At 47.6% G+C, this 12408-nt stretch carries 15 protein-coding genes; 1 reads left to right on the forward strand and 14 read right to left on the reverse strand.

Going from position 1 to position 12408, the window contains the following annotated elements; genetic code table 11:
• Window positions 1–30: 30 nt before the first annotated feature.
• On the reverse strand, window positions 31–729 hold the full coding sequence (pgeF, locus tag CWC33_RS02195) for a peptidoglycan editing factor PgeF (protein WP_232709820.1): 699 nt from the start codon (window positions 727–729) through the stop codon (window positions 31–33).
• Window positions 704–1669 carry a 23S rRNA pseudouridine(1911/1915/1917) synthase RluD gene (gene rluD / locus CWC33_RS02200; protein WP_100690609.1) on the reverse strand — a complete coding sequence of 322 codons (966 nt, stop codon included), beginning with the start codon at window positions 1667–1669 and terminating at the stop codon, window positions 704–706. Before rluD ends, pgeF begins: the two co-directional genes overlap by 26 nt.
• 111 nt (window positions 1670–1780) lie before the next feature.
• Between rluD and CWC33_RS02205 the strand changes: the two genes are divergently transcribed.
• Entirely contained in the window at window positions 1781–2551 is a 771-nt protein-coding gene (locus CWC33_RS02205) for an outer membrane protein assembly factor BamD (RefSeq protein ID WP_088768709.1), read from the forward strand.
• 19 nt (window positions 2552–2570) lie between these two features.
• On the opposite strand, the gene glnB is transcribed toward CWC33_RS02205, so the two are convergent.
• The 12 genes from glnB to fliJ all read right to left on the reverse strand — a co-directional run bounded on the left by glnB (window position 2571) and on the right by fliJ (window position 12405).
• Window positions 2571–2909: a nitrogen regulatory protein P-II gene (gene glnB, locus CWC33_RS02210; protein WP_053954019.1), complete on the reverse strand. Its 339-nt coding sequence runs from the start codon at window positions 2907–2909 to the stop codon at window positions 2571–2573.
• Window positions 2910–2918: 9 nt separating this feature from the next.
• Window positions 2919–4550, reverse strand: coding sequence for an NAD+ synthase (locus CWC33_RS02215; RefSeq protein ID WP_100692252.1), 1632 nt, complete (start codon window positions 4548–4550; stop codon window positions 2919–2921).
• 65 nt (window positions 4551–4615) lie between these two features.
• A complete protein-coding gene (flhB, locus tag CWC33_RS02220; protein WP_100690610.1) occupies window positions 4616–5743 on the reverse strand; it encodes a flagellar biosynthesis protein FlhB in 1128 nt (375 codons plus the stop codon).
• A gap of 24 nt (window positions 5744–5767) precedes the next feature.
• Window positions 5768–6553 carry a flagellar biosynthetic protein FliR gene (gene fliR / locus CWC33_RS02225; protein ID WP_100690611.1) on the reverse strand — a complete coding sequence of 262 codons (786 nt, stop codon included), beginning with the start codon at window positions 6551–6553 and terminating at the stop codon, window positions 5768–5770.
• Window positions 6553–6822 carry a flagellar biosynthesis protein FliQ gene (gene fliQ / locus CWC33_RS02230; RefSeq protein ID WP_088768712.1) on the reverse strand — a complete coding sequence of 90 codons (270 nt, stop codon included), beginning with the start codon at window positions 6820–6822 and terminating at the stop codon, window positions 6553–6555. Before fliQ ends, fliR begins: the two co-directional genes overlap by 1 nt.
• Window positions 6823–6830: 8 nt before the next feature.
• Window positions 6831–7577 carry a flagellar type III secretion system pore protein FliP gene (fliP, locus tag CWC33_RS02235; RefSeq protein WP_088768713.1) on the reverse strand — a complete coding sequence of 249 codons (747 nt, stop codon included), beginning with the start codon at window positions 7575–7577 and terminating at the stop codon, window positions 6831–6833.
• Window positions 7574–7942, reverse strand: coding sequence for a flagellar biosynthetic protein FliO (fliO, locus tag CWC33_RS02240; protein ID WP_232709821.1), 369 nt, complete (start codon window positions 7940–7942; stop codon window positions 7574–7576). Before fliO ends, fliP begins: the two co-directional genes overlap by 4 nt.
• Window positions 7902–8360 carry a flagellar motor switch protein FliN gene (gene fliN / locus CWC33_RS02245; protein WP_088768715.1) on the reverse strand — a complete coding sequence of 153 codons (459 nt, stop codon included), beginning with the start codon at window positions 8358–8360 and terminating at the stop codon, window positions 7902–7904. The genes fliO and fliN overlap by 41 nt, the downstream gene beginning before the upstream one ends.
• Before the next feature lie 30 nt (window positions 8361–8390).
• On the reverse strand, window positions 8391–9455 hold the full coding sequence (fliM, locus tag CWC33_RS02250) for a flagellar motor switch protein FliM (protein WP_088769398.1): 1065 nt from the start codon (window positions 9453–9455) through the stop codon (window positions 8391–8393).
• A gap of 16 nt (window positions 9456–9471) precedes the next feature.
• Window positions 9472–10023, reverse strand: a complete 552-nt coding sequence (fliL, locus tag CWC33_RS02255) for a flagellar basal body-associated protein FliL (RefSeq protein WP_100690613.1) — start codon at window positions 10021–10023, stop codon at window positions 9472–9474.
• A gap of 75 nt (window positions 10024–10098) precedes the next feature.
• A complete protein-coding gene (locus tag CWC33_RS02260) occupies window positions 10099–11895 on the reverse strand; it encodes a flagellar hook-length control protein FliK (RefSeq protein WP_100690614.1) in 1797 nt (598 codons plus the stop codon).
• Between the two features lie 63 nt (window positions 11896–11958).
• The gene (fliJ, locus tag CWC33_RS02265) at window positions 11959–12405 is read right to left on the reverse strand and encodes a flagellar export protein FliJ (RefSeq protein WP_088768718.1); all 447 of its coding nucleotides are present in this window, start codon (window positions 12403–12405) and stop codon (window positions 11959–11961) included.
• Window positions 12406–12408: the final 3 nt, after the last annotated feature.

Here is a 12408-nt window from a genome sequence, read left to right on the forward strand (position 1 = left end):
ACTTTTTGGGCGTTTTCAAGTTTTTAGCGATTATTTTCGCCAAATAATTGACGCAAATCGAGCGGCGGCTTTCTCGTTACGCCAGGAGTACCACAAGTCTGGGTGTCTGACAGTACATTCATCACTCTGAGTGATTTCGTTAATACCAAACTGACGACAAATCATTTCAGCAATACCCGATAAGTTCGCTAACCACTTATCGCCACTCGGTTCAAAGAAATGATAAGCCTTGGACTGATTTGAAACAAACGCATCGAAAACATCCTGACCAACTTCAAATGCGCCAGGACCAATCGCAGGGCCTATCCAAACGCTTAAACTAGACGATTCCGCAGAAAACTTTTCTAGCGCATTTTGCAATACACCGTCTGCCAGACCTCGCCAGCCCGCGTGCACCGCAGCTATTTCCTTTCCGTCCAATGAACAAATGAGAATAGGCAGACAATCCGCCGTTAATACCGCGCACACACTGCCGGGTTGAGAGCTATACGCGGCATCAGCAATATTTGTTTTAAAAGGCCATGACAATACGTTACTGGTATGTCGTTGCTGCAACCACACTACGGAATGAGGTAGCGACAATTCCCGTTCCAGCCGCCGCCGTCTCAACAGCACAGCGGCAGGATCATCACCGACATGAACCGCCAAATTACCAAACGCCCGCGTCGTAATAGCAACGCCGACGTTATCTGGTACTGACCAATTAGGATGAAAAACGTTTCGCGTCACGCTTAAGCTCTTCAATCAGGTACTCAAAGTCGGTCGGGCGATCGACGTGGAATTCTAACCATTCACCGGTAATTGGATGGTGTAAGCCTAAAGAGGCGGCATGCAATGCCTGGCGATTAAAGTTTCTCAGTGTCTGTAAAAACTGATCGTCAGCTTGTTTCGGTGGTCGCGGTCGGCCACCGTAAGTTAAATCGCCGACTAAAGGATGCCGGATATGCGCCATATGCACACGAATTTGATGCGTTCGACCTGATTCCAGACGTAAACGCAACAACGTATGAGCCCGGTAGCGGTCTAACACACGGTAATGAGTGACTGCCGGTTTTCCAGACTGCACAACCGCCATGTGCGTCCGCTTTGTCGGGTGCCGACCAATGGGTTCATCAACCATCCCCCCCGCTGTCATGACGCCATTACACACCGCTTCATACTCACGAGTAATTTCACGCGCCTGCATCATCGACACTAATTGCGTTTGCGCAGGTACTGTGCGCGCAACCACCATTAATCCCGTCGTATCTTTGTCCAGACGGTGGATAATGCCAGCACGCGGCACTAAGTCCAATTGCGGATCGTAATGCAGCAAGCCATTCAGTAACGTTCTGTCCGGTGCGCCGGCTCCGGGGTGCACGACTAACCCAGCCGGCTTGTTGATCACCAGAATGTCGTCATCCTGATACACAATATCCAACTCAACAGGCTGCGGTACGTGACGTTCTTCGCTTTCAATTTCTGCGTCTACAGCCACAAGCATGCCGGTTTCGACTTTTTCACGCGGCTTTTTAACGACCTCGGCATCGACCGAAACCTTTTCCTCAGTTATCCAGCTCTTTAAGCGCGAGCGTGAATAGTCCGGGAACAACTCAGCAAGTGCCTGGTCTAATCGTTTTCCTGCTAATGACTCAGGAACAATAGCTTCTAATTCAATACGTTTATTCATATATTCGGTTTCGACTGTCAAAGCCTCAAAGGCTGCGTTAGAATGCAAGAATATGCTAGTGTAACGGTTTGCCCGTGCAGCGCCAAAAAAATATAGGGAATACTGCTAAATATGTTAAGTAAACAATTCGGCCGACACATTTTGTTATCAACAGCGCTTTGCTTTATGGCTGTTGGTTGCTCGAGCCAACCAGAAGAAGAACAACAAGTTGCGAAAACCCAAATTGAATCACTTTATGAGCAGGCTCGTGAGAGCATGGCTGCAGGTAATTTCAACTTAGCTCAAGAGCAGTTGTCGAACCTGAACCGCCGTTTCCCGTTTGGTCCTTATGCGCACCAAGTGCAACTCGACCTTATTTACCTGCACTACAAGTTAGATAACACAGAAGAAGCGCTAGCGGCGATTGACCGTTTTATTAGTCTTAATCCGAATCATAAAGATATTGATTACGCCATGTATATGCGAGGCTTAGTCAATCAGCGTGCTGAGTACAATGGTATTCATGCTGTGTTCGGCGTTGATCGTTCTGACCGTGACTCATCAATGGCAGAAGAAGCATTCAAAGACTTTGCTGAACTGGTCCGTAAATATCCGGACAGCGAATACGCGGCAGATGCAAAAAAACGTTTATTAGCGATAAAAAGTCGTCTGGCGAAAAAAGAATTAGCGGTTGCTCAGTATTATATGGACCGCCAAGCCTATTTAGCTGCGGCCAACCGAGGACGTTACATCTTAGAGCATTTCTCCGACACACCGGAAGTAGAAAATGCGCTGGCTGTCATGGTCGAAAGTTACGATCAATTAGAGTTGCCAGAGTTGCGTGAAGACGCATTGAAGGTTCTACGAGCTAACTTCCCGGAGAATCAGTTAGTCAGCAATTAATAAAGCAAGGCGCGGTTATTTAAACCGCGTCTTCGTTTTCCTCACCAGTACGAATTCGGATGACTCGTTCGATATCGGTAATGAAAATTTTCCCATCACCTATTTTGCCTGTTTGAGCAGTTTCCATAATGGCCTCAATACAACGCTCAACGTCATCATCGCCAACCACCACTTCTAATTTAACCTTAGGCAGAAAATCCACCATATACTCTGCGCCGCGGTACAGTTCTGTATGACCTTTCTGGCGTCCGAAGCCTTTAACCTCTGATACAGTCATGCCGGCAATGCCTACTTCCGATAGCGCTTCGCGCACGTCATCGAGTTTGAAAGGTTTTATAATGGCTTCTACTTTTTTCATAACGCTTCCCTATTGCCCTTGTCGTTGCAATTCATAGCGATAATGACTGGTAATAGGATAACGACGATCTTTACCGAAGTTTCTCGGCGTCACCTTTGGACCAACCGCCGATTGGCGACGCTTATATTCGTTCAAGTCGACCAAGCGAACCACCCGGCGGACGTCATCTTCGTTAAACCCGGCAGCAACAATGTCGGTTACTGACCAGTCCCTTTCTACATACAATGCCAGAATTCGGTCTAAATCGCCATAGTCGGGCAATGAGTCAGAGTCGACCTGATCCGGTGCTAATTCCGCTGAAGGTGGGCGATCGATCACTCGCTGAGGAATGCACTCACCTAAAGTGTTTCGATACTCGGCTAATTGATACACCAGCAACTTAGGCACATCTTTTATCGGTGCAAAACCACCGCACATATCACCATACAGTGTTGCATAACCAACAGCCATTTCGCTCTTATTGCCTGTTGTCAGTACCAGTGAACCCGTTTTATTCGACAACGCCATAAGTAATACGCCTCGACAACGCGACTGCAAGTTTTCTTCCGTTGTATCGGTTTCAGCGCCGTTAAAAAGTGGTGTTAATTGCTGCATAAACTGATCAAACATCGGTTCAATAGGCACTGAGTTATATTGAACGCCTAGAGTATTCGCTTGCTTTTCAGCATCTTCAAGACTCATGTCAGAGGTATAGCGAAAAGGCATCATTACCGCTTGCACCTTATCAGCCCCTAAAGCGTCAACAGCTATAGCCAATGTTAGCGCTGAATCAATGCCTCCTGACAAACCCAGCACCACGCCCGGGAAACCATTTTTCGTGACATAATCTCTTACGGCCAAGACCAACGCGTCGTAAACATTCGCTAAGTCATTTTGTGACTCACGAGGCGGGTAGGTCTCGCTGTGCAATTTTCCACTTTTATAACTCAAAGTTGTCAGGGTTGTCTGACAATGAGGCAATTCAGCCACTAGTTGACCATCGCCATCCAGCACTAACGAATGACCATCGAATACCAGTTCGTCCTGCCCACCACAGTTATTCAAATAAACAATAGGCTTTGATGACTCAGCGACACGTTGTCTCAGCACACCAAGACGCTGTTCGTGCTTGTTCAACTCGTAGGGTGACGCGTTTATTGATAAAACAAAGTCAATGTCGTCGTCGGCCAAGCGTTGCAGTGGTTCGGGGTGCCACAAGTCTTCGCATATCTGCAGACCTATACGAACGCCATGCCATTCGAACACCTGACTTTCATGACCCGGAATAAAGTGGCGCTGCTCATCAAATACGCCATGGTTAGGCAAACGTTGCTTAAAGTAACGTAACAAACACTCACCACGGTGCAGTACCGACATGGCATTAAAAAGCCCGCCGCCCACATGTTGCGGATGACCCACAATCACCACGCAGTCAGATGCAGCGGCACTGATTTGCTCAACAGCATTGTCAACAGCCTGACTTAAATCGTTTCTGAACAGTAAGTCTTCCGGTGGGTAGCCGGTAATCGCCAACTCCGGGAACACAATAATGTCGTGTTGTTGACCTTGTTCCCGAATCGTCTTCAAAATTAATGCGGTGTTGTTGTGAATTGCGCCAACGGTAAAGTCCAGTTGCGCCAGGCACAAATTAAGTTCAGCCATAACTGCTTCCAATTTAACCACTGCCGACATCGGCACGAATGGTGGCGAATGATATAGCAGCGCTGTTAGTAGCGCAAATCTTCAGGAATTGGTGACTCGCTGTCAGGCTTCTTAGGACGTTTTGCCTGACCTTGCTTAAACAAACGCAACTGGTACACATAGGCAAGAATTTGAGCCACGGCAACGAACAGTCCTTGCGGAATTTCCTTCTCCAATTCAGTGGTGTGGTAAACCGAACGCGCCAGCGCTGGTGACTGGACTAATGGAATATCGTATTCCAACGCAATTTCCCTAATTTTTGCCGCTGTCTCGTCGGTACCTTTCGCTAACAGTACAGGCGCTTGCGAGCCGCCGTCTTCATACTTTAACGCCACCGCATAATGCGTCGGGTTGGTAACTACCACATCGGCTTTAGGCACTTCCTGCATCATGCGGCGATTCGCCATTTCCATCTGCAAGCGACGAATACGACCTTTGACTTCCGGACTCCCCTCTGTGTCTTTATGCTCGTCTTTAACTTCCTGCTTGGTCATGCGCAAGTCTTTATTGTGTTTCCACAACTGAAACGGCGCATCAATAACCACAATCAAAAAGATTGAGCAACACAGTAATAAGAACATCCACAGCAAGATATCCAAAGCGTGGGCCATCATGTTCGGCATTTGTCCCATCGACATTTGCAGAATGTCGACAAACTGCCACTTCAGTAAGAAAAATGCCGAAACGGCGACAACTGAGAACTTGGCAATGGCTTTAACCAGCTCAACCAACGCCTGAATACCGAACATGCGTTTAAAGCCGTTAAGCGGGTTCATTCGACTGAATTTAGGCGCCATCGCCTTAGTTGAAAACGAGATGCCCCCTAACCAACTGTTACCGAAAAAGGTCGCAACTAAAACGAACGCAAAGATAATCAGAACCGGCCAGATGATGAAGCCAAAAGCGATACCAAAGGCTTCATAAATTTTAGTGGTATCAAAAGCTTGCTGGCGGTCAATCGTAAACATGGTTTGAAAAACGTTACGGGCTCCTTCGTAGAGCCAGTCTCCAAACCACATAAAAGCAATTGCAGCGCTCACTAATACGAACGCCGTCCCCATTTCTTTGGAGCGTGCAACCTGGCCCTTCTCGCGGGCCTGCTGTTTTCGTCGCTCCGTGGGGTCTTCTGTGCGTTCCTGATCAGTCTCTGCCATTACTCTCTACCTGTATCCGGGAGTCTAGCTACACTGAGAACCAATAACTGTACACATCACGTCAATTGCACGCTGCCATTGGTTTTCGAAATGGAAAATAAAGCCACCCATGGTTAACCATAAAACAACCAAGCCGCTCACCATAGTAATTGGGAAGCCGATAGCAAAAATATTCAATTGTGGTGCCGCTCGCGTCATCACACCAAAACTTAAGTTAATGAGCAAAATCGCGATGACACCTGAAAGCATGGCCGCTAATGCCGCCGAAAACATCACAGAGCCGTATTCCGCTATTGCCATGAACGCGTCAGCATCCAGGCCGGTCATACCTACCGGAATAGCGTCGAAGCTAGCCATGATCATGTGAATCATCAGTAAATGACCGTCAAAGGCTAAGAACACCAGACTGGCAAGCATTAAGAAAAATTGCGCAATAACCGGCACTTGCTGACCGTTGGTTGGATCCACCATTGATGCGAAACCCAGGCCAATCTGCATTGCAATAACCTGACCGCCCAGCACAAATATTTGCAGAAACAATAATGACACTAAGCCCAGAGCGACACCAATCACCACTTGTTGAGCCGTCACCAGAAAGCCGCCCACTGACGTCATTTCAACACCAGTCGATACTTCAGGTAATGCCGGAGAAACCGCTAATATAATGGCTAGCGACAAGAAGATTTTAATCCGCGCGTTTACCAACGTCCCGGAAAATAACGCCATACTGCCTATCATCGCGGACACCCGTGTCAGCGGCCAGAGATGCTGCTCCAGCCATTCCAATACGACAGAGGTGACCAGATCCATTAGCCAACCACTTCTGGAATCCGATTAAACATTTCGATGGTAAAGTCCATCACCGTTTCAGTCAGGAAATGGCCGCCAAGCCCAACAACCGCTAACGTAACCAAAAGACGAGGTAAGAAGCTTAAGGTTTGTTCGTTAATCGATGTTGCCGCCTGGAAAACTGCGACCACCAAACCGACTAAAAGCCCTGGCAAAATAATAAATGCCACCATAATAACGATGGTTTTCAGCGCTTCCTGAAAAATATCCAAAAACATTTCTGGTGACATACGCCCTCCTAAACCCCAAAGCTACCGGCAAGTGTACTCATCGTTAAGCTCCAACCATCGACCAACACAAACAACATCAGCTTAAAGGGCAAAGAAACTATCATTGGCGATAACATCATCATACCCATCGCCATTAAGACACTGGCAACGACTAAGTCAATAATAAGAAACGGGATAAACAACATAAAACCAATCTGGAACGCGGTTTTCAGTTCAGAGGTAATGAACGACGGAATCAGAATAGACATTGGTACATCTTCAGGCGCTTCAATGCCTTCTTCGCCTGAGATATCAATAAAGGTTTCCAGGTCAGTTAAGCGAGTTTGTGCCAACATGAATGCCTTAAGAGGAGCCTTAGCACGATCAACGGCCTCCAGTGACTGAATTTCTTCATTCATATAGGGCTGCAATGCTTTGTCATTAATTTCATTGAGCACCGGCGACATAATGAAAAAGCTCAAAAATAGCGCTATACCTAATAACACTTGGTTCGATGGAGACTGCTGCAAGCCTATCGCCTGACGAAGTATCGCCAGGACAATAATAATTCGAGTAAAAGACGTCATCATAATGACCATCGCTGGAATAAACGTCAGCGCCGTCATTATCGCGAGAATTTGTAGCGTTACTGAGTATTCCTGCGTGCCATCCGGATTGGTTTTGACGGTGACGGCAGAGAGATCCTGCCAAGCAAATGCCTGATCAGGTATCAGCAAAAACGCTGAAAATAATATGAGATACCACCAGCGGTTCATTGTTCTTGTTTTCCTTCCAGCTTGATATCGGACGGTAGTTCTTTTAAACAGTCAATACGCTGTTGGGTTACGCCTAGCAACAGTTTCTCGCCCCCAACATCGACAATGACCAAACGCTCTTTAGGTCCTAACGAGACACTGCTCAGTACTTTCATTCCTGAAGCGCCCTGAAACTTTAAGTTAAATCGTTTTAGTAATGACGCCAACACAACAATGACCGCTAAAACGGCAAAAAGCGCCAATACCATGGCGCCTATATCATTACCGGACACTATTGCTTTTTGCTCGGTTTGACCGAAAGCCATTACCGGCAACGCGAGCAAACTAACGAAGCTTGCGAATACGCTCAATTTGACTAATAACATCGGTTAATCGTATCCCGAATTTATCATTAACAACAACCACTTCGCCGTGAGCAATTAAGGTGCCATTCACCAAAACATCCAGCGGTTCGCCAGCGACACGCTCTAGTTCAACGACCGAGCCCTGGTTCAACTGAAGCAAGTTCCGAATGCTGATTTGACTGCGGCCCACTTCCATTGAAATAGTGACCGGAATATCAAGTATGGCATCCAGTTTACGTTTTTCTTCTTCACCAACCGGCGCATCCTCGTTGAGCTCTTCCAGCTCAGCGGTTTGCACGTTATCCATACCGGAATGACTGGAACTACTTGATTGCTCAGCTCCAGAGCCTTCTGCCTCACCAGACTCTTCGTCTTCGGCAGCTGCCTGTTCAGCCATTGCTGCTTCCCAGTCGTCCATATCTTTATCGTCGTTACTCATTTTGCAACCTCACTTTCTAAGCAGCAATTATTATAAATCGATGTCTTCTTCTAATTGTTGAAGCTCGGCGTCACCACCAATTCGGCGGCCGCCACGCGTCAACATGTGAATATCAGATTTGACGGTTTCCGGGCGTTTGATTTTGTCCGAAATTTTCAACGCCACATTGTCTCTTGAACGTCCCATTTTCGCATGGAACGTCGGTAAATCTTCAATCAGAACGGTTAAGTCATCCGGTACTTCCAGCGGAATAATATCGCCTTCTTGCAAGTCCATGACTTCCCGTAGAGACATTTCGGTTTCCGCCAGCTTGGCGATCATTTCCACCGGAACGTCCATTATTTCGTCTCGCAGCGCTTTACTCCAGCGCATGTCAGTGTCTTCTTTGTCGGACTGAACACCGGCGTCCAATAGCTCCCGAATGGGTTCAAGCATGGAATACGGCAAAGCAATATGGAAGTCTCCGCCGCCGCCGTCGAGCTCAATATGAAATGAACTAATGACGATAACCTCGGTTGGACTGACAATGTTCGCCATCGCAGGGTTAACCTCTGAGTCCAGGTACTCAAAACCGACATCCATTACTGGCGCCCAGGCTTCTTTGTAATCTTCGAAGACCAGTTTCAACAGCATTTGAATAATGCGACGCTCCGTTGGAGTAAACTCGCGACCTTCAATTTTTGCGTGATAACGGCCATCACCGCCGAAAAAGTTGTCCACCAGAATAAAGACCAGTCGGGCCTCCATCGTAATTAACGCGGTACCTTTCAAAGGACGAAAACGCACCATATTCAAACTGGTTGGGACGAATAACGTATGTACGTACTCGCCGAATTTAATCATTTGCACACCGTTAATTGACACTTCGGCGGTACGTCGCATCATATTAAATAAGCTGACGCGCATATGACGAGCGAATCGTTCATTAACGATCTCGAGAGTCGGCATACGCCCACGGACAATTCGGTCTTGCGACGAAAAGTCATAGTCGAGCGCGTCCGCCGAGGCTTGCTGCCCTTCGGAATCCTCTTCTTCTACGTCATCAACGCCGTGTAAAAGTGCGTCAATTTCGTCTTGTGATAGTAAGTCGCTCACAGCCATATTTGCTCACTTATTGCATTACCAAACTGGTAAATAACACTTGTTCAACGACCGGCTTACCGGCAACTTCCTGCAGCGCATTTCTGACTTCAGTTAACGCCAGTTCTCGCAGTTGCCCTTTGCCTTCTGCCGTTTTTAATTTGTCTGCCGTTGACGATGAAAACACCTCATGTAATGTCCCTTCAATTAACGGAATGTGCTTTTTCGCCAACTCTTCATTTTCTTCGCCGCGCACCATTAGCTGCGCCTTAATTTGCACGGTTCTCTCACGTGAGTCACCGGGTACAATAAATACAAAAGGACGAGGCATACCGACATACAAAGCATTACCAATTTCTGGTGCCGAGGCATTGCTAAAATCCTTGCTGGCCTGCTCTGGTGCTTTCGTCGCGGCTTGCTCATTCGACGACGAGCCGCCAAAAAGCCACAGCACCAAGACCACGGTCACGACAAGCACCAGACCAATAACACCGAACAGAATCAGCTTTTTCTTTTTACCGCCTTTAGCTTCCTGTTCGTCGTTTTGCTCTTCGTTATTGCCTGTGTTCTGCTCTTCAGCCATCTTGCTTTCCTTTGGTCAACGCCCTATCGGTGTTTATGTTGCTACTATAGCCTGAATAGGCTATCAGCGTCACCGTTATACGTAAAAATCCACGCGCCCGTCGGTCATAACTTGACCATCTTGTAAGGCTATTTCTGACTCCTGCGTCCATTCTTCCGCCTCTGAGCCAGATGTTCCTCCGCCCTCAGCGTTGCCCTGGCCATCGTTACTCTGTTCACCTACGTGAGTATCCGCTAAGTTCAGGCCTTGCTGCTCCATCATTTCTCGTAAGCGCGGCATGGCCGACTCAATGGCTTCCCGAGCCTGAGCATTTTGTACCTGAAACTGCACCGTGGTTTGCTCGCCACTTACGTTCACTCGTATTTGTACGTTGCCAAGCTCAGGCGGGTCAAGCCGAATATCAGCACGCTGAATATTCTTACTCATCATAATGTTAATGCGCTCTTGCAGCTTTTGTGACGCTTCCGTCTGCTGCAAATCTAAAGGTCGTTGCAACGCTTGCAACGTATTTGCCTGGCTGCTTTCTGACGCGGCTACCGTACCCTGAGCAGTCGAGACCATTTGCCCTTGTATGGCCTTTGCCGCACCTGCGTCAGACAATGCATCAACGGTATTTCTGAATGCCTGGTTGACCTGAGCGTTTTCAGCGTTTCTTCCCGCTAATTCGCCGTCAGCCTTAGTGACTTTTTCACCTGTTAACTGAGTATCAGCTGACAGCCCTGCCGCAGCACTTTTATCCGACTTCACGGATTGCTCAGCCTTCGACTCGCTTTGACCTTTAGTCGAATCCGTCGCACTAATCGCAAACTCGGCTTTACCCGATTTTGCGTCCGGTGCAACTACTGCAGGCGTTTTATCACTGTTTTGTTTGAGCACCTGACGTAAATCAGCAATCAGTTGCTCAGCTCTAGCTGCCTGCTCTTTTGTCAGCGCTTCTTTGTTATTCGACTTGCTGTCAGACGCTCCTGCCATTAATTGGCGAAGCTCAGCCATTAATTGCTCTAACTTACCGCGCTCTTTACCTGTTAGTGTTTTAGTATCACTATTGCTGTTCTCTTTTAATGCGGAGAGTTGAGCTTCCAGCTGTTTCATTAACTGCGCAGGATCAGACGCTTTTTGTGACTCGGGTTTTGATTCCGGGGCCACCTCGCGCAACGCGGCCATCAACGCCTGTGATAGTTGTTTACCGTCTACCTGTTTATTGGATTCTTGACCTACTAATACTTTATCGGCGTCTGATTTCGGCATCATCGGTTCAAGCAGTTGCACAATAAACTTTTGGTCGGCGGCATCAACGCCACCTTTAGATATCGCGTTTAATTGATCGATAAGCTGCTGTTTCTGCTCATCACTCATTTTTGCCAGCATGCTTTCGGCAAGGTTTTGCCGCTCTTCAGCTGACAGCTCTTGTTTACCACCTTGCTGGTTATTCAGCTTATCAATAAAAGCAACCAACAACTCTTTCAGGTCGGCTTCACTTAACTCGCTACTCGCCGCCTTTTCCAACTGGGTTTCATCGATACTAACAACCGCTGCCACTTGATCGTCAGACCGTTCAGCTTCACCGTCTTCACTCGACACTTCCGCCATTTGTTGCTGCATTTCTTGCAGCAACTCGAACAAATTACTTTCAACAGGAGCGCCAACATTCCGGCGCCCTTCACCGTCAATGTCTTTTTTAATCGTGGCTTGCTCTGGCATCAGCTTAACCTGCTGAAACTCTTCGCCTTTTTCTGTTTGTTGCATCATCAGGCGAGAAAACTCACCATCGGAGCTTTCACCAGCGCCGAGGGACCATTCTTTTCCCTGAGCTTTGCCGCCGGTGCGGACAAAGTTTTCCGTTGATTCCGTTAAATTCAGCAGTTGTTGCATAGTTTCATGTCCTGAATAACTGACTTGCTCAGAATAAAGCAAGAAGCGTTCCAACTATTTCCGTCAGAACTTTTTGTCTCGAATAAAACGTTGACTGGAGAAGTCATCCAAGTTCTTTTGCTCTTTACGCGCCTGAGCTTTTTGCTCTCGCTTTTCTTTCTCTTTAATCAAGTGCTCTATTGACTCTCGCTTACGTCTTTGCGCCAGCCAACGCTCCTTGCGCTGCGCCAGTACCTGCTGCAACTTGACCACTTCGTGATGCAGCTGTTCAACCCCTTCATCCAGCTTGCCAACAAAGGCATGATATTGACTGACCTGCATCGACTGAATACCGCCCTGGCCGCGTTGCTGCAACTGATTTAAATAGTCGAGTCGATATTTTGACATGCCATCCAGGCGCATTTGATTGTCCTGAACCTGTCGTTGCACTTCAGCAAAATCCTTTGCGGTTTTATCTTCGCGTTGCTGCTCTAAGTCCAGCAGCATTTTTAGCTGGCTTAACTCTGCCATTTA

Source organism: Idiomarina sp. X4 (assembly GCF_002808045.1).
Classification (GTDB): domain Bacteria; phylum Pseudomonadota; class Gammaproteobacteria; order Enterobacterales; family Alteromonadaceae; genus Idiomarina.